At 37.6% G+C, this 17362-nt stretch carries 12 protein-coding genes; 9 read left to right on the forward strand and 3 right to left on the reverse strand.

Features of this window, described 5'->3' with window-relative positions; genetic code table 11:
• Positions 1 to 14: 14 nt before the first annotated feature.
• The 6 genes from EKM63_RS03760 to EKM63_RS03785 all read left to right on the forward strand — a co-directional run bounded on the left by EKM63_RS03760 (position 15) and on the right by EKM63_RS03785 (position 10001).
• A complete protein-coding gene (locus EKM63_RS03760; RefSeq protein WP_125703863.1) occupies positions 15 to 1055 on the forward strand; it encodes a zinc-dependent alcohol dehydrogenase family protein in 1041 nt (346 codons plus the stop codon).
• A gap of 146 nt (positions 1056 to 1201) precedes the next feature.
• Positions 1202 to 2494, forward strand: a complete 1293-nt coding sequence (locus EKM63_RS03765; RefSeq protein ID WP_125703865.1) for an alkaline phosphatase family protein — start codon at positions 1202 to 1204, stop codon at positions 2492 to 2494.
• A 12-nt stretch (positions 2495 to 2506) separates the two neighbouring features.
• Positions 2507 to 3751: an MFS transporter gene (locus EKM63_RS03770; RefSeq protein WP_125703867.1), complete on the forward strand. Its 1245-nt coding sequence runs from the start codon at positions 2507 to 2509 to the stop codon at positions 3749 to 3751.
• A 118-nt stretch (positions 3752 to 3869) separates the two neighbouring features.
• Positions 3870 to 5882 (forward strand): excinuclease ABC subunit UvrB, encoded by a 2013-nt coding sequence (gene uvrB, locus EKM63_RS03775; RefSeq protein WP_125703869.1) that lies wholly within the window; start codon positions 3870 to 3872, stop codon positions 5880 to 5882.
• 12 nt (positions 5883 to 5894) lie between these two features.
• Positions 5895 to 8756, forward strand: a complete 2862-nt coding sequence (gene uvrA, locus EKM63_RS03780) for an excinuclease ABC subunit UvrA (RefSeq protein ID WP_125703871.1) — start codon at positions 5895 to 5897, stop codon at positions 8754 to 8756.
• Positions 8757 to 9134: 378 nt separating this feature from the next.
• Positions 9135 to 10001 (forward strand): IS3 family transposase, encoded by an 867-nt coding sequence (locus EKM63_RS03785; RefSeq protein WP_225418258.1) that lies wholly within the window; start codon positions 9135 to 9137, stop codon positions 9999 to 10001.
• Positions 10002 to 10077: 76 nt separating this feature from the next.
• Here EKM63_RS03785 and EKM63_RS03790 read toward each other — a convergent pair whose 3' ends face one another.
• Positions 10078 to 12084, reverse strand: a complete 2007-nt coding sequence (locus EKM63_RS03790) for a cation:proton antiporter (RefSeq protein ID WP_125703874.1) — start codon at positions 12082 to 12084, stop codon at positions 10078 to 10080.
• Positions 12085 to 12220: 136 nt separating this feature from the next.
• Between EKM63_RS03790 and rapZ the strand changes: the two genes are divergently transcribed.
• Genes rapZ through whiA form a run of 3 tightly spaced genes read left to right on the forward strand, consistent with a single transcriptional unit; the run spans position 12221 to position 15090 of the window.
• Positions 12221 to 13135 (forward strand): RNase adapter RapZ, encoded by a 915-nt coding sequence (rapZ, locus tag EKM63_RS03795; RefSeq protein WP_125703876.1) that lies wholly within the window; start codon positions 12221 to 12223, stop codon positions 13133 to 13135.
• Positions 13122 to 14153, forward strand: coding sequence for a gluconeogenesis factor YvcK family protein (locus EKM63_RS03800; protein WP_125703878.1), 1032 nt, complete (start codon positions 13122 to 13124; stop codon positions 14151 to 14153). Before rapZ ends, EKM63_RS03800 begins: the two co-directional genes overlap by 14 nt.
• 1 nt (position 14154) lies before the next feature.
• Positions 14155 to 15090: a DNA-binding protein WhiA gene (gene whiA, locus EKM63_RS03805; protein ID WP_125703880.1), complete on the forward strand. Its 936-nt coding sequence runs from the start codon at positions 14155 to 14157 to the stop codon at positions 15088 to 15090.
• 25 nt (positions 15091 to 15115) lie between these two features.
• On the opposite strand, the gene EKM63_RS03810 is transcribed toward whiA, so the two are convergent.
• The gene (locus EKM63_RS03810) at positions 15116 to 16519 is read right to left on the reverse strand and encodes an MDR family MFS transporter (RefSeq protein ID WP_125703882.1); all 1404 of its coding nucleotides are present in this window, start codon (positions 16517 to 16519) and stop codon (positions 15116 to 15118) included.
• Positions 16520 to 16625: 106 nt separating this feature from the next.
• Positions 16626 to 17213 (reverse strand): ATP-dependent Clp endopeptidase proteolytic subunit ClpP, encoded by a 588-nt coding sequence (gene clpP, locus EKM63_RS03815; protein ID WP_125703884.1) that lies wholly within the window; start codon positions 17211 to 17213, stop codon positions 16626 to 16628.
• Between the last annotated feature and the right edge of the window lie 149 nt (positions 17214 to 17362).

Consider the following 17362-nt stretch of genomic DNA (forward strand, 5'->3'; position numbering starts at 1 on the left):
TGGGAGATAGTAAAATGAAGGATACTGTATTTGTTAAAGCAGGAAAAGTCGCAATCAAGGATAGTGAGAAACCTCAAATTCAGGCGAGTGATGATGTTATTATTCACGTTGTCCGTACCTGTGTTTGTGGATCTGATTTATGGTCATATCGTGGTTTTGAAGATAAAGATGCAAATTCACAAAACAATGGTCATGAAGCAATCGGTATCGTCGAAGAAGTTGGTAGTGATATTACTACCGTTGTTCCAGGAGATTTTGTAATTGCACCATTCACTCACGGTTGTGGACATTGTGCCGCTTGTTTAGCCGGATTTGATGGAGATTGTCAGAATCATACTGATAATTTCAGTAGCGGTGTTCAAGCTGAATATGTTAGATTTCAACATGGTGAATGGGCGTTGGTAAAAATTCCTGGAAAACCTGCTGATTATAGCGACGAAATGTTAAATTCCTTGTTGAGTTTAGCTGATGTTATGGCTACTGGTTATCATGCTGCCCGTGTTGCTAACGTACAACAAGGTGATACAGTTGCAGTTGTCGGAGACGGTGCAGTGGGATTATGTGGTGTAATTGCTGCAAAAATGCGTGGTGCACGTAAAATTATCGCCATGAGTCGTCATGAAGATCGTCAAAAGTTAGCCTTAGAATTTGGAGCAACTGATATTGTTGCCGAACGTGGTGATGATGGTATTGCTAAAGTCATGGAGTTAACAAATAATTCTGGCGCCGATGCAGTTTTGGAATGTGTCGGAACTGAATTGGCAACTGATACAGCAATGAAGATTGCTCGTCCAGGTGCAATCGTTGGTCGTGTTGGCTTGCCACATCAACCTAAGATGGATATGACTGAATCATTTGGTAGTAATGTATCTGTTGCTGGTGGTCCAGCATCTGTAACAACATATGATAAAGAGTTGTTACTCAAAGCTGTCTTAGATGGAGATATTCATCCTGGAAAAGTGTTTACAAAGCAATTTGACTTAGATGATATTGATGCTGCTTATCAAGCAATGACAAATCGTGAAGCTATCAAATCATTGATAGTGGTTAGCTAATTATATAAATTAAAATAGTTTCAATTATAGATGTGAATAAAACTCACATCTATTTTTTTATGTTTCGTGAACCTTATGACATCGATCTGTCAATTGAGATATAATAATTGTTATTGAGTTTGTTTTCTAAAAGGGGATTTTATATTTTGGCGACTAATCAACATATGGTCATAATTTCATTGGATTCATTGGGGTATAGGGATCTTAATGAACATCGAGATTCATTACCTACTTTAGATAAATTAATGAAGACAGGAACTTGGGTAAAGTCTGTTACTGGTATTTATCCAACACTTACTTATCCGTCTCATACGACTATTATTACGGGACAATATCCAAGCGTTCATGGAATTGTCAATAATACCAAGATTCAACCAGAAAGACGCTCACCCGATTGGTATTGGTACCAAAAGGATGTTAAGTCGACAACTTTGTATGACTTGGCCCGCCAAAAGGGTATGAAGACAGCTGCCTTTTTATGGCCAGTAACAGCTGGAAGTAAAATAAATTACAATCTGGCAGAAATTTTTCCTAATAGAATTTGGACTAATCAAGTGATGGTTTCTTTGAAAGCCAGTTCTCCAATGTTCTTACTCGAAATGAATCACAAATATGGTAAGTTGAGAAATGGTATCAAACAGCCACAATTGGATGAATTTATCACAGCTTGTGCAGTCGATACATTGGAAAATAAGAAACCAAATCTGACTATGATTCATTTAGTTGATATGGACAGCATGAGGCACTGTTATGGTGTTCGTTCAGATGAAGCGATGGATGCCTTGCATCGTTTGGATAAGCATGTTGAGCAGATAATTGATGCAACAAAAAAAGCTGGCACATTTGATGATACTAACTTTGTAATATTGGGTGATCATTATCAGATAAATGTTAATAAGATGATTCATTTGAATACATTGTTTGCAAAGAAGGATTGGCTAAAACCAAGGGATGACCAAACCTTCGGCAAGGACTGGTCAGCAATGGCAAAAACTTGTGATGGTTCAACTTATATTTACACTAAAAATTTTGACCACATAAATGAATTGCGTGATTTAGTTGAACACGTTGAAGGTGTCGAAAAAGTGTATACGAAAGATGAAACGGCAAAACGTGGTGCTGACCCAGAATGTACATTGATGGTAGAAGCAAAAGCAGGCTACTATTTCACAGATGAAAGTAACCGACCTACAGTAGTTGAAAAAGTTGATCCTGCAACGTTAGGACAATCGGACCGTTATAACGGGGTCCATGGTTATGATCCAGAAAAAACCGATTATCAAACAACGTTATTGTTCAATGGACCAGCAGTGAACAAAAATACCACAGTTGCCAAAGCCGATTTAGTTGATGAGGCACCAACATTTGCTAAATTGTTGGGATTGAGCTTCGATGAAGGACTACCAGGTACTTGCATAGAGGATGTTCTACAAAAATAAAGGGGTGTCATCTTGAAGTTAAATAAACAACAATGGGGCTGGGTCTTCTATGATTGGGCCAATTCCGGATATGGAATAATTGTCACGACCGCCGTTCTACCGATATATTTCAAATCAATTGCTCAAGGGAACGGGGTAAGTGCAGCAAATGCAACGGCGTTTTGGGGATATGCCAATAGTTTTGGAACCTTATTAGTTTCACTGCTCGCACCTTTTTTAGGAGCACTGGCCGATTATCCGAGATATAAAAAGCGATTGCTGAATGTTTTTTGTTGGATCGGTATTTTAGCGACTGTTGCTTTAGCACTGGTACCATCGAGCCAATGGCAAACACTTATATCCATATATGTGTTGTCAGCTATCGGATATTCCGCGGCAAACTTGTTCTATGACAGTTTCCTAACGGATGTTGCTGATAATACACAGATGAATCAAGTTTCCTCAGTAGGATATGGATTTGGTTATCTTGGTGGAGTTATGGCGTTTATATTATTTTTAGTTTTACAATTAACCAATGGATTTGGCATGCTAAGCAGTTATGGCGTAGCCAGGTGGAGTTTCATCGTGGCTGCCGTATGGTGGATCATCTTTTACATTCCACTTCAAAAAAATGTTCAGCAGAAGTATTCGGTTCAACCGACAAGTAATCCAGTTACTGGCAGTTTAAAGCGAGTATTCGAGACGCTTAAACATATCAGTAAGTACAAACAAGTTGCTTGGTTCCTGGTCGCATATTTCTTCTATATAGATGGAGTCGATACCATATTTACCATGGCGACATCAATCGGTATGGATATCGGAATCGATACAACAATGCTTATGATCGTATTGTTGGCAGTGCAGTTGATAGCTTTCCCATTTTCGTTGCTATTCGGATGGGTAGCTGATAAAACTTCAACTCGAACTGGAATTATCATTGGAATTATTGTTTATTTTGTAATTTGTCTTTATGCATTGAGACTCAAGACAGTCACGGACTTCTGGGTTCTAGCAATATTAGTTGGAACTAGTCAGGGTGGATTACAAGCCTTAAGTCGAGCATATTTTGGTAAAATAATACCTAAAGAGTCCGGAAGCGAGTTCTTTGGTTTCTATAATATTCTAGGAAAATTCTCAGCAGTTTTAGGTCCACTGATTGTTGCAGTTATTACACAAATGACTGGTAAATCCACAATTGGTGCTGCATCATTAAGTATTTTGTTCCTAATTGGATTGCTAATTTTCCTTGCTGTGCCGCGTTTTTCAAAGCAAAGCTAAACTGTAGCGAAAGTATGTTCGGTATGTTAATATGTATGTACGATATAATCTTTTCTAACGCAAATACATCTAATTCTTGTTTGAGTTAGATGTATTTTTTAGCTCTGGAGGTTAAAAAGTGATAGATAGAGTAGATGACAATAAATTTGATTTGGTTTCTAAATATGCACCTGCTGGTGATCAGGCGCAAGCCATCGATAAGCTAACTAAGGGCTTTGAAAATGGTGAAAAAGAAATGATTCTTGAAGGTGCCACTGGTACCGGTAAGACCTTTACCATGGCCAATGTTATCAAGAATCTTAATAAACCGACTTTGATTATTTCTCATAACAAAACTTTGGCTGGACAACTGTATGGTGAAATGAAAGAATTTTTCCCCAATAACGCTGTTGAGTACTTTGTTAGTTATTATGATTACTACCAACCAGAAGCATATGTTCCATCAAGTGATACCTATATCGAAAAGGATTCTAGTATCAATGATGAAATCGATAAGTTACGTCATTCGGCCACAAGCTCTTTGCTTGAGCGTAATGACGTTATTGTTGTGGCTTCAGTTTCATGTATCTTTGGTTTAGGTGATCCAAGAGAATATGCTGACAGTATTATTTCATTAAGAGTCGGTCAGCAGATATCACGTAATAAGTTACTTGAAGAATTAGTAGAGAACCAATTTGAACGTAATGATATCGATTTTCAACGTGGACGTTTCCGTGTTCGTGGTGATGTCGTGGATATTTTCCCAGCATCAAGAGATGATAATGCTATTCGAGTTGAATTCTTTGGTGATGAGATCGACCGTATTATTGAAATGAATGCCTTGACTGGTGAAATCATTGGATCAATGGACCACATCGGTATTTTCCCTGCAACTCACTTTATGATCAGTGATGCCAGCATGGAACAAGCTTTGACAAGAATCCAACATGAGTTGGATGTTCAAGTTCCTAAGTTTGAAAAAGAAGGTAAACTTCTTGAAGCTCAACGTATCAAGCAACGTACTGAGTATGATATCGAAATGATGCGTGAGATGGGATATACATCTGGTATCGAAAATTATTCTCGGCACATGGAAGGACGTAAAGAGGGAGAGCCTCCATTTACGTTGTTAGATTTCTTCCCTGACGATTTCAATATTATGATCGATGAGTCTCACGTTACCATGCCTCAGATCCGTGGTATGTATAACGGTGATAGAGCTAGAAAAGAAATGCTAGTAAATTATGGATTTAGACTTCCAAGTGCATTGGACAACCGTCCATTGAAACTGGAAGAATTTGAAACTCATGTCAAAAGGATAATGTATGTTTCTGCAACACCTGGTCCATATGAACTAGATAGAACTCCGAATAAAGTGGAACAAGTTATTCGTCCAACTGGATTGCTAGATCCGGTAATCGAGGTCCGACCGATCATGGGACAAATCGATGATCTGGTCGCGGAAATAAACGATCGTGTTGAAAAACATGAACGTGTTTTTGTCACGACTTTGACTAAGAAGATGGCAGAAGATTTAACCGATTACTTTAAAGATCTAGGTATAAAAGTCCGATATTTGCACAGTGATATCAAGACTATTGAGCGTAGTCAAATTATCAGAGATCTGCGACTTGGAAAGTTTGATGTGCTTATTGGTATCAACTTACTTCGTGAAGGTATCGATGTGCCTGAGGTTTCATTGATTGCCATTTTGGATGCCGATAAAGAAGGTTTCTTGCGTGCCAAACGTTCACTTGTTCAGATTATTGGACGTGCCTCAAGAAACCAAAATGGTAGAGTCATTATGTATGCTGATTCTATAACCGAATCTATGCAAGGTGCGATAGATGACACTGCACACAGACGTGAAGTCCAAATGAAGTTTAATAAAGAACATGGCATAACACCAACTACAATTGTTAAGCCGATCCGCGATGCAATTACAATGTTCCATAAGGTCGATAATTCGGAATCTGAGAAGGAACAAATTGTTGAAGATGATTTGAACTTTGAAGATATGAGTAAGAAAGAAAAGAATGAATTGATCGATAATTTGACCGAACAAATGGAATCAGCAGCTAAGAAACTTGATTTTGAGGGTGCTGCTAATTTACGTGATACAATTCTAGAATTAAAGGCAGAAATGAATTAAGAGGATTAAGGAATGCTGAACGATAAAATAGTAATTCATGGGGCACGAGCTCATAATTTAAAAAATATTGATGTGACTATTCCTAGAGATAAATTGGTCGTAATGACAGGTTTATCTGGCTCAGGGAAGAGTTCATTAGCATTTGATACGTTATACGCTGAAGGACAAAGACGTTATGTTGAAAGTCTTTCTTCATATGCTAGACAATTTTTAGGACAGATGGATAAGCCAGATGTTGACTCTATTGATGGGTTAAGTCCAGCTATATCTATTGACCAAAAAACTACCTCAAAGAACCCTCGATCGACTGTAGGGACAGTTACAGAAATAAACGATTACCTACGTTTACTGTGGGCCAGAGTTGGGACTCCAATTTGTCCTAATGATGGTACGGTGATCACTAGCCAATCAGCCCAACAGATGGTTGATGCAGTTTTAAAATTAGACGAAGGTACTAAATTACAAGTACTGTCTCCAGTTATTCGTGCCAAAAAGGGACAACACAAAAAAGCTCTTGCTCAAATACAAAAGCAAGGCTATGTTCGTGTACGAGTTGATGGTGAGACTCGAGATATCGGTGAAGATATTGAACTGGATAAAAATAAGAAACACGATATTGATGTTATCGTTGATAGAATCGTTGTTAATGACCATATCAAATCTCGTTTAACTGATTCTGTTGAATCAGCATTGAGATTATCAGATGGATACATGAACATCGATGTTATTGGTAGTGACATGATGGTTTTCTCTGAAAAGAATTCATGTCCACTTTGTGGTTTCACAGTTGGAGAGTTGGAACCAAGATTATTCTCCTTCAATGCTCCTTTTGGTGCATGTGAGGCCTGTGATGGTCTAGGAATGAAGCTAGAAGTCGATATGGACCTTGTAATTCCAGATCCATCAAAGAGTCTAGCTGAAGGGGCCATTATTCCATGGAACCCAATTAGTTCTCAATATTATCCAGAAATGCTTGCTCAAGCATGTAAGACTTTTAAGATCAATATGGATACTCCGTTCAATAAGCTATCAAAACGTGAAAAAGATTTGATTCTGAATGGATCAGATGGCAAGTTGTTCCACTTCCATTATGAAAATGACTTTGGAAGCGTCAGGGATGTTGATGTTCCATTTGAAGGTGTTTTGAAAAATATCGATCGTCGTTATCATGAGACAAGTTCTGATTTTACACGTGAGGTTATGCGTAAGTATATGACTGAACTTACTTGTCCTGTTTGTCATGGTAAGAGATTGAATCGTCAAGCTTTAGCAGTCAAAGTTGAAGGCCAAGATATTGCTGAAGTTTCAGATCTTTCTATCAAAGATGAACTACCATTCTTCAATTCAATAACTTTAGGTGAACAGAATACAGTAATTGCTAAACCAATTTTGAAAGAGGTTAGAGACAGACTTTCTTTCTTGATCAACGTTGGTTTGGAGTATTTGTCATTGTCTAGATCTGCCGGAACACTTTCTGGTGGTGAAGCTCAACGTATTCGTTTGGCTACACAGATTGGATCTAATCTTTCAGGTGTCATGTATATTCTCGATGAGCCCTCTATTGGATTACATCAGCGTGATAATGATCGTCTTATCAGTTCACTTAAGAAAATGCGTGACCTCGGTAATACATTAATTGTTGTCGAGCATGATGAAGACACAATGTTGGCTGCGGATTATTTGATTGATGTTGGACCTGGTGCTGGTGAAAAAGGTGGTAAAATTGTTGCTGCTGGAACTCCAGAAGAAGTGAAGGATAATCCAAAATCACTAACTGGACAATATTTGGCTGGTAAGAAATTTGTTCCAGTACCCTTGGAACGCAAAAAGGGTTCTGGTGACTTCGTTGAAGTCGAAGGCGCTGCTGAAAATAATCTAAAGAATATTGATGTTAAATTTCCACTTGGTAAATTTATTTCAGTTACTGGTGTGTCTGGTTCTGGAAAGTCAACCTTAGTCAATATGATTTTGAAGCGTGCACTGGCACAGAAGATGAATCGTAATTCTCAAAAGCCTGGTAAGTATAAGAAAATAATTGGTTACGATAAACTTGAGAAAATGATTGCCATTGACCAAAGCCCAATTGGAAGAACTCCAAGAAGTAATCCTGCCACGTATACTGGCGTCTTTGATGATGTTAGAGATTTGTTCTCACAAACAAATGAAGCAAAATTACGTGGATATAAAAAGGGAAGATTCTCTTTCAATATTAAAGGTGGACGTTGTGAAAATTGTCGTGGTGACGGAATCATTAAAATTGAGATGAACTTCTTACCTGACGTATACGTACCTTGCGAGGTTTGTCATGGAACCCGTTATAATTCTGAGACTTTGGAAGTAACTTATAAGGGCAAGAACATTTCAGATGTTTTGAATATGAAGGTTGAAGAAGCACTTGATTTCTTTAGTAATATTCCAAGAATCAAAAGAAAGCTCCAGACAATTGTTGATGTAGGACTTGGCTATGTTTCACTAGGTCAATCAGCTACACAATTATCTGGTGGTGAAGCTCAAAGAATGAAGTTGGCTTCTGAATTGTACAAGAAGTCTAATGGACACAACTTCTATATTTTAGATGAGCCTACAACTGGATTGCATACAGACGACATCAAACGTTTATTGGATGTTCTTCAAAGACTTGTTGATGAAGGTAATACTGTTTTGGTCATCGAACATAACTTAGATGTTATCAAGTCTTCAGATTGGGTCATCGACCTTGGACCAGAAGGTGGAGAAGGTGGCGGAAATGTTGTCGCTACTGGAACACCAGAACATATTGCAAAAGTTAAGAAGAGTTACACTGGTCAGTATTTAGGACCAATTTTGAAACGTGATACTAAACGTACAAAAGATGCTTTAAAAGATAAGAAGTAAAAAATAGACAGTTATTATCGATTGTGGTACTGAGTCTATAATATGCAACAGATAAATAAAAGCACTTCTGAGATAATATAAATCTCGGAGGTGTTTTTATTTTGACTAACAATAGATATTCATATGAAACAAAATTGGAGGCAGTTAGGCTTCTAAATACCGGAATGTCGGGAAGAGAAATTGTTCAAAGGCTTGGTTTAAAGAGTGATGGACTTATTCACACTTGGCGCAAATATGTGCGAAATGCGATTATTACAGACTTAGACAGGAACCAGGTAAGCAATATAAATACCGAAAAGGTAACGCCGGTGAGTCATCAGAGATTCAATACCAACAAGATATCGAAGCAATGAAACAAGAGTTAACTGTCGTAAAAAAATATTTAATCAAGGAAAGGTTGTGGTAAATCAATCCACCATCAATATGATCACAGAACTAAGTCACGATATTCCGATTGCGAGAATTTGCGAAATACTAGGTATTGCAAGATCCACCTATTATAGGAATCTCAAACCAAAAGAACCCGGAAACAAAGAACTGAAGCAAGAAATTCATAAAGTTTGTAAAGTAGCTCACTTCCGATTTGGTTATCGCAAAGTATTCAATAAGGTTAAAGTTTCATTTGCTTGTACTGAAGGAAAAGTGAGACGAATAATGTCCAAAAATAATTGGGGTTGTAAAGTAAAAATCAAGGTACAACATCGGTCAGGAAATCCCTTCAAAACCTTTGATAATATAATTAATCGTGATTGGGATACCGATACCCCATTAACTAAATTAACGACAGATATCACGTATCTACCTTTTGGCACGTGCATGCTTTATCTATCAACAATCATGGATACATTTAACAATGAAATAATTGCTTATAAAATATCAGATCATCCTGATGAGCAATTGGTTCTTGGTACTCTTGCACAATTACCAGAGTTGGGCGAGGAAACAATACTTCACAGTGATCAAGGATCCACATATACATCAAGGAAAGTATTTGATGAGTGCAGAGAAAAAGGCATCATCAGAAGTATGTCCCGTAAAGGAACTCCAGCTGATAATGCCCTGATAGAATCGTTTCATTCCTCACTAAAGTCTGAAACGTTCTACATAAACAACGAGCCAATAGGCTCAAATTCAATTGTAATTGAAATGGTGGATGAATACATCCAATTTTGGAATAATGAACGTATTTTACAAAAATTGGGTTACCAATCACCGGTAGAATACCGATTATCAGTAACCCAATAAAAATCAGATAGTGCTTTTATTTATTTGTTGCAAAAAATGGTTGCAGTACCTGTAAAACCGAAATAACTGTCTTTTTTTAATCGTCATTTACTGACTGAAGGTAAACTAATTGATCTGTAGAAATTTGTTCATAAAGTGCGTTGCCTAATTCACGGTCAAAAACTTTCCTAGCGACTTGATTCTGGATGAAATTGTATTCTTGCTGGAATGCTTCAATTAACAATTCGTTTTGTTCATCTTGCATCGATTCACCTTGACCAGAAAGACGACGATGTCTTTCATCATAAGCACGACGTGCCACGCTAACTTCTTTGGCATTATCTTCGGTCGTGTTTTTGTTTAGATAGTCGATTACATTGGAATATGGGATTTCTTCAACAGATCTCATTTTGGTCCACATGCTCCTATTACGTCTGATCAATTCTTCCTTACTCATCCCGTTTGGTTTCATTTTCTTGAACTCTTTACGTTTTCTGCGTGCATCTTCAGACAAGGATAATCTTTGGCCAATTCTGAACTTAAATACAAATTTGAACTTCTGGAAACCATTCTGCTGGTAATGCATCATGGTTCTCTGAGCAACGTTCATGTATAAGTCGGCGTACTGACTTGTTATTTTTCCATCTGCAAGATTTTTATCTATAGCAAGTTGTTCGGCATTAAAACAGCCCTCAAATAGTTTGTCTAATTTATTCTTGTTCAATTTACCATCAACTGTTCGTTGACCATCCAATATGTTGATAACTTGGCTAGCCGCGGCAGTATTGCCATACTTTGTTTTTATTAATTGGATCGCATGTGTAACCATTGAACCTTTAGCATCAGCAATTGCAACTTCTGATACTTTAGAAACTTGTTTTGGAAGCATTAGTGGCAAGATAACTGTTGGGACCAGCAAACTAGTTATGATCACAACACTAGCAATAAAAATCATGTCGGTTCTATATGTAAATGGCCTGCCGTTTAGTGTGAATGGTAAAGAAAACGCCATGGCCAAAGTAATAGTTCCATGAACGCCACTTAGGGCAAGAACAATACTATTACTGTTTTTATCATGTTTGTCCCAAGCTCGGATTCTGGCAAGATCAAATCGGGTCCATAAGTATCTCAAAACAGTCATGACAACGTATAGTAGGATTCCGACACCAATCAATATTGCTACCGATGAAGTTCCTCGGCTACGCAAGCTGGCAATAACACTTGGCAGCGAAAGTCCCAATAGAACAAAAACTATTCCATTCAAGATAGTAGAAATAATATTCCACGTGGATGACATGACGATTTGTAGTGATGATGTCGTCAGTCTAAGTTTGTTCTGTTGAACACCATGGAAAAGACCGGTAACAACAACGGCCAAGATTCCTGAAACACCTAACGCTTCAGCAGAAAGATAAACAACGAACGGTGTCAGTAATGTGAAGGGGACGATCACGGAAGGCATATCAACACGATTATTAATTAGTCGGATACGTATTTGAACGATGATGGCACCCAATATTGCCCCAACAACGATACCTCCGAAGAAGACGAAGAAGAAGTCGCCCAGTCCATGCCAGACTGAAAATTTTCCAGTAACAGCGGCAGCAATTGGTAGATTCATTGCTACGATACCTGATGCATCATTAAAGAGTGATTCATTTTCCAAGGTATTCATAACTTCGGTCGGGACCATGACCTTATTGGTAATTGAAGAAACTGCAACGGCATCAGTAGGAGTAATAATTGATCCTAAGGCAAATGCTAGTGCTAGTGACAAACTCGGTATAAGGAGATGTGTCAAAAATCCAACAATGACGATCGAAACAACTGATAATTCGACCGCCAAAGAGAATGTTGTTCCAAATGACCTAGTCAAACGTCCTAAACTAGTATGCTGACCGTCGTTAAACATCAACATCGAGATTATTACTAATAAGAACACCTCAGGTTCAAGATGGAAATTTTTATATATAGGAAATAATGACAAAATCAAACCTGCAGCAATTTGAACGAAAGCAGCGGGAATTACATTGAATTTAGTAAAAAGAGCATTAGCTGCGACGACAGCAGCAACAAGGAGTAGTATCAGGAAGACAGTATTCAATTAAGAAACCTCCACAGACAAACGATTTATTTATGGCAATCATTATACTCTAATAAAAGAATATTATTCAGATGACATTAAAATAGACACGCCCGGGTTGTAATGTTATGCTAGTATCTGAATGTGAGGTGCACTAATGTCAAAAAAGGTACTTAGTTTAGTCATAGTTACCGGAATGAGCGGTGCTGGAAAGACTGTAGCAATGCAATCTTTTGAAGATTTAGGATATTTTTGTATAGATAATATGCCACCAAATTTACTTCCAAAATTTTGGGAATTGGTGCATGAATCAGGAACTATCAGTAAAGTTGCTCTAGTTGTTGATATTAGATCTCGCGCCTTCTATGATGAAATTTTCTCAATGCTAGCTGAAATGCAAGTTGATGAGCAAGAAAAAGATCAAAAGGTCGAAATGAAGATCATGTTCCTTGATGCATCAGATGAGGAACTGGTTTCAAGATATAAAGAGACACGTCGTAGCCATCCGTTAGCCATGGAAGGTCGTCTATTGGATGGAATCCAAAAAGAACGTGAATTACTCGGTGAAATGAAGTCTCGTGCCCAAGTCGTAATTGATACAACTGACTTGTCACCAAGACAATTGCGTGAAGCGATTTTTGCTAATTTCCAAGAGAGTTCAGAAGTTCCAACCTTTCACGTAGAGGTAATGTCATTTGGTTTCAAATATGGCTTACCAATCGATGCAGATATAGTAATGGATGTTCGTTTTTTGAGAAACCCTTACTATGTTCCTGAATTGAAAGTCCAAACAGGGATGGATAAACCAGTTTATGATTATGTGATGGATAGTCCAGAAACAGAGAATTTTTACAATAAATTCTATGGACTATTGAAAGATATCTTGCCTGGATATGAAAAAGAAGGTAAGACAAGTTTGACGATAGCAGTTGGTTGTACAGGTGGACAACATCGTTCAGTAGCTATTGCACAAAGATTAGGTACAGATTTGAAAGAAAAATATTATGTAGATATCACACACCGTGATATGGACAAATCTCAAAAGAAGGTTATTCAAAATGGCAGCAAATAGGATAGTACGAGTCGTAAAAGGACGTCGTCCAAAAGTTGTTGTTATAGGTGGGGGAACTGGTTTACCAGTTGTATTGAACAGTTTACGAAAAGAAGATGCAAATATCACCGCAATCGTTACAGTGGCAGATGATGGAGGCTCGTCAGGTATAATTCGAAATTATATCAACGTTGTGCCACCAGGGGACATCCGTAACGTATTGGCATCATTGTCTGATTTGCCAAGTCCAGAGCTAGAAGTTTTCCAGCATCGCTTCAAGAGTGATGATGACTTTTTCTCAGGACATGCATTAGGAAACTTGATAATTGCAGCTTTGAGTGAAATGACACCGAATATTTTTGATGCAGTTCAAGAATTGTCGAAAATGATGCGTATCGATGGGAATGTTTTCCCAGCTTCAAATACTAAATTGACGCTGAATGCAGAATTCACTGACGGAACAACTTTGTCAGGGGAGCATGAAATCACTCATTCAGGTAAACACGTCAAAAAAGTCTGGGTAACAAATTCAGATAATCCTGAAGATGAGCCCAAGACATTGTTGCCAGTTTTGGCATCGATCATGCAAGCTGACGTAGTTGTCTTAGGACCAGGTAGTTTATTTACAAGTATTCTGCCTAACTTGATGATCAAACAGCTTGGTGAAGCGGTCAAACAGACACCAGCGGAAGTAGTATATATTTGTAATATTATGACGCAGATTGGTGAGACAGAAGGCTTTACTGATGCTGATCACGTAAAGGTCTTAGATGATCACTTAGGTGCTAATTTTGTTGACACTGTTTTAGTCAACACCCGTCCAATTCCCAAGGGGTACATGGATCGTAAAAAGTACGACGAATATATTAATCAAGTTGAGCCTGACTTTGAATCACTACGCAAAATGGGATGTAAAGTCATTTCTGATGATTTTCTCAAATTGCGTGATCACGGTGCATTCCATGATGGAGACAAGATTGCCCATGAAATTCTTAATTTAGCATTTCAAACAGGGAATAGAAAAAATGAGGTGAGATAACATGGCTTCCTATGCAAGTGAGGTTAAGAAAGAACTCACTAGCTTAGAGGTCCATCCAGAGCATGCTCGTGTTGAGTTATCCGCTCTGATCAGAATGAATGGTTCATTAAGTTTACAAAATCATCACTTCGTGTTGTCAGTACAAACCGAAAATCCCGCAATTGCGAGAAGAATTTTTTCATTGATCAAACAAAAGTATGGAATGGAATCTGAGCTATTAGTTCGTAAAAAAATGAAGTTGAAGAAGAACAATCAGTATCTTGTTCGTCTGAAACGTGATACAGAAAAAGTATTGAAAGACTTAGGTATTACTGATGAAACAGGTTTGTCGATCAATACTGATGTAACTCCTGACATATTAGGAGAGGACCAAAGAATGCGCTCTTATTTACGTGGAGCATTTTTGGCCACAGGTAGTGTCAATAATCCTGAGACATCTCGTTATCATTTGGAAATTTATTCACTCTATGAATCTCATAACGACGATATCGCCACAATGATGAATCATTTTGGATTGAATGCAAGAACGACTAAACGTCGTAATGGGTATATCGTTTATTTGAAAGAGGCAGAACGTATCGCCGACTTTCTGCAATTGATTGGTGCAACTAATTCAATGCTAAAATTCGAGGATATCCGAATAGTCCGTGATATGCGTAATTCAGTTAACCGTTTAGTTAACTGCGAAAATGCTAATATCAACAAGACAGTTGAAGCAGCTGAACGTCAAATTGAGAATATTAAATATCTACGTGACACAATTGGATTAGATTCCTTACCTATGAAATTACAAGAGATTGCAATTTTGAGATTAGATAATCCTGAAGTTTCCTTGAAGGAACTGGGTGACATGGTACCAAGTGGCTCCATTTCAAAATCTGGTATCAATCATCGATTACGTAAGATAAATCAAATGGCTGAAGAGGCTAAAGTATAAAAAAATAACACTTCATAATGAAGTGTTATTTTTGTGTTTTTGGAGACTTTTTGTAATCTTTGACCATGATGGCAAATACTAAACCAATTAGTGCAAGTACGAAGAAGAAAGTGAATACACTGTGATATCCGGCTAATCCTTCGTTTGCTGGTAGGTTATGATTTTGATTACTGCTTACTAGAATCAAGGTTGCTAAACTAACACCCAATGATCCTAGTAATTGACGAACCGTCGTGATAATCGCAGTACCATGTGGAATCAGATCTTCGGGTAATGAATTACCACCTAATGTTGTTGCTGGCATCATAACGAAAGCATTTCCACCTTCGATCAACATGGCAATCAGAATCATTGGCCAGATGCCAAGTTTGATGTTGATAACAAATAATAGGAACCAGCCAACGACGATCATTGACATTCCGGAGAGTAAGGTAGGCTTAAAACCAATTTTATCAGCCAATTTACCTGTTAATGGATTTAAGATACTTAACAAGATTGCTGGTGGGACTAGGGCTAACCCTGAAATCAAAACGGATGTATGTAAAATGTTTTGATAATAAAGTGGATAGATAATTGTAACAACTATCAATGAAATATATGAAAATCCGGTGAGTAAAATTGCCAAATCAAAATTGAATGTCTTCATAACTTTCAAATCGAGTAATGGTTCCTTTGAAGTTAATTGACGATAAATAAATAATCCGGTCAGAACAATACTGATTATCAAAATAATCAATAAGCTAGTTCCAAAACTGTGCGTGCTGCCGGCTTGATTGACGACATAAAGTAGACCAATCAATCCAACTAAGTAAACGATTGATAGAAAGTCCAATCTCATCTTATGACGTGGCATGACGTCTTTGATATAAAATGATCCTAAAACAAAGATGAGAACCATAATAATTAGAAAAATTACAAAGAGTCCTTGCCATTTCAGATAATTCAAGACGATACCGGAGATAATTGGGCCACTAGCAAGTGCGGAACCCATTACTAGTCCGGCAAATCCCATTGTTGTACCACGGTTTTCTTCCGGGGTTATTGCTAGTAGTACCGATTGAAACGATGGGAATAAAATTCCCACCCCAATAGCTTCTAACGCTCGCCCAAGCATTGCCATTGCAAAGCTTTGGGATACGATGATCACTAATGTTCCAATTCCAAATATTCCGACAACGCTCAGGAATAATTTTTTGAACGAAATATTATTTAGCAACCAGGGGCTGATTGGCATCATGATACTCATGATCAACATAAAACCTGTAGTTAACCATTGGATCGTAGGTGCGGTGACACCGAAAAATTTCATCAAGGTTGGGTAGGCTGTCGAGAGGGATGATTGACTGATCGACATGGTAAAAGTACCTGCCAGCAGGGTGCTGACAAATAACTTTCTACTCATTGGGTTTTGGATCTGCTTGTCTTCCATGATAATTACTTCCTTCAAACTAAGAATAGGCTTATTATTTTTTATTGTCCATTCCACAAAAAAAGTAGAAAACAAAATAATTTGCTTTCTACTTTAATTATAAAAATTATTTATCTGCTTTGTTTGTCATAATCTCATCGATCAAACCGTAATCTTTAGCTTCTTGGGCTGTCATGTAATTATCACGATCAGTATCCTTTTGAAGTTTTTCGAAGGTTTGTCCAGAGTTATCGGCCAAGATATGATTTAATCTCTTTCTTGTCTTCAAAATCTCTTGGGCTGCAATTTCAATTTCAGTTTGTTGACCTTGAGCACCACCTAATGGTTGGTGAATAAGGACAGTTGAATTTGGAAGAGCAAATCTCTTACCTTTTGTTCCTGATGACAAAAGAACACTACCCATTGAGGCAGCCAAACCTGTTGCAATTGTTTGCACGTCAGATTTAACAAAATTCATAGTATCAACAATAGCTAATCCGTCGGTAACTGAACCACCGGGTGAGTTGATGTACATTGAAATATCCTTATCTGAGTCTTGTGCGTCTAGGAAAAGTAATTCTGCAATGACTGTGTTGGCCATTTGACTGTTAACTTCACCAGATAACATAATGATTCTATCTTTTAATAATCTTGAATAAATATCATAGGCACGTTCGCCACGTGAGCTTTGTTCAATAACTGTAGGAACTAACATATACTGCCTCCTATTATTAATTAGCGCTAACTAACTTTTAGCACTCTAAATAGTACAGTGCTAATTTAGCATATAATTTATATTGGGTCAACAAACTAAGCTCATAAAATAAAAATAAATATGTTTTATTTGTTAACTGAATAATTATC

This window comes from Companilactobacillus mishanensis (assembly GCF_003946505.1).
GTDB classification, from domain to species: domain Bacteria; phylum Bacillota; class Bacilli; order Lactobacillales; family Lactobacillaceae; genus Companilactobacillus; species Companilactobacillus mishanensis.

Coding starts and splice junctions, on each gene's coding strand:
- EKM63_RS03760 (WP_125703863.1), top strand. CDS start 15: ATGAAGGATACTGTATTTGTTAAAGCAGGAAAAGTCGCAATCAAGGAT.
- uvrA (WP_125703871.1), top strand. CDS start 5,895: ATGCTGAACGATAAAATAGTAATTCATGGGGCACGAGCTCATAATTTA.
- rapZ (WP_125703876.1), top strand. CDS start 12,221: ATGTCAAAAAAGGTACTTAGTTTAGTCATAGTTACCGGAATGAGCGGT.
- EKM63_RS03800 (WP_125703878.1), top strand. CDS start 13,122: ATGGCAGCAAATAGGATAGTACGAGTCGTAAAAGGACGTCGTCCAAAA.
- whiA (WP_125703880.1), top strand. CDS start 14,155: ATGGCTTCCTATGCAAGTGAGGTTAAGAAAGAACTCACTAGCTTAGAG.
- EKM63_RS03810 (WP_125703882.1), bottom strand. CDS start 16,519: ATGGAAGACAAGCAGATCCAAAACCCAATGAGTAGAAAGTTATTTGTC.
- clpP (WP_125703884.1), bottom strand. CDS start 17,213: ATGTTAGTTCCTACAGTTATTGAACAAAGCTCACGTGGCGAACGTGCC.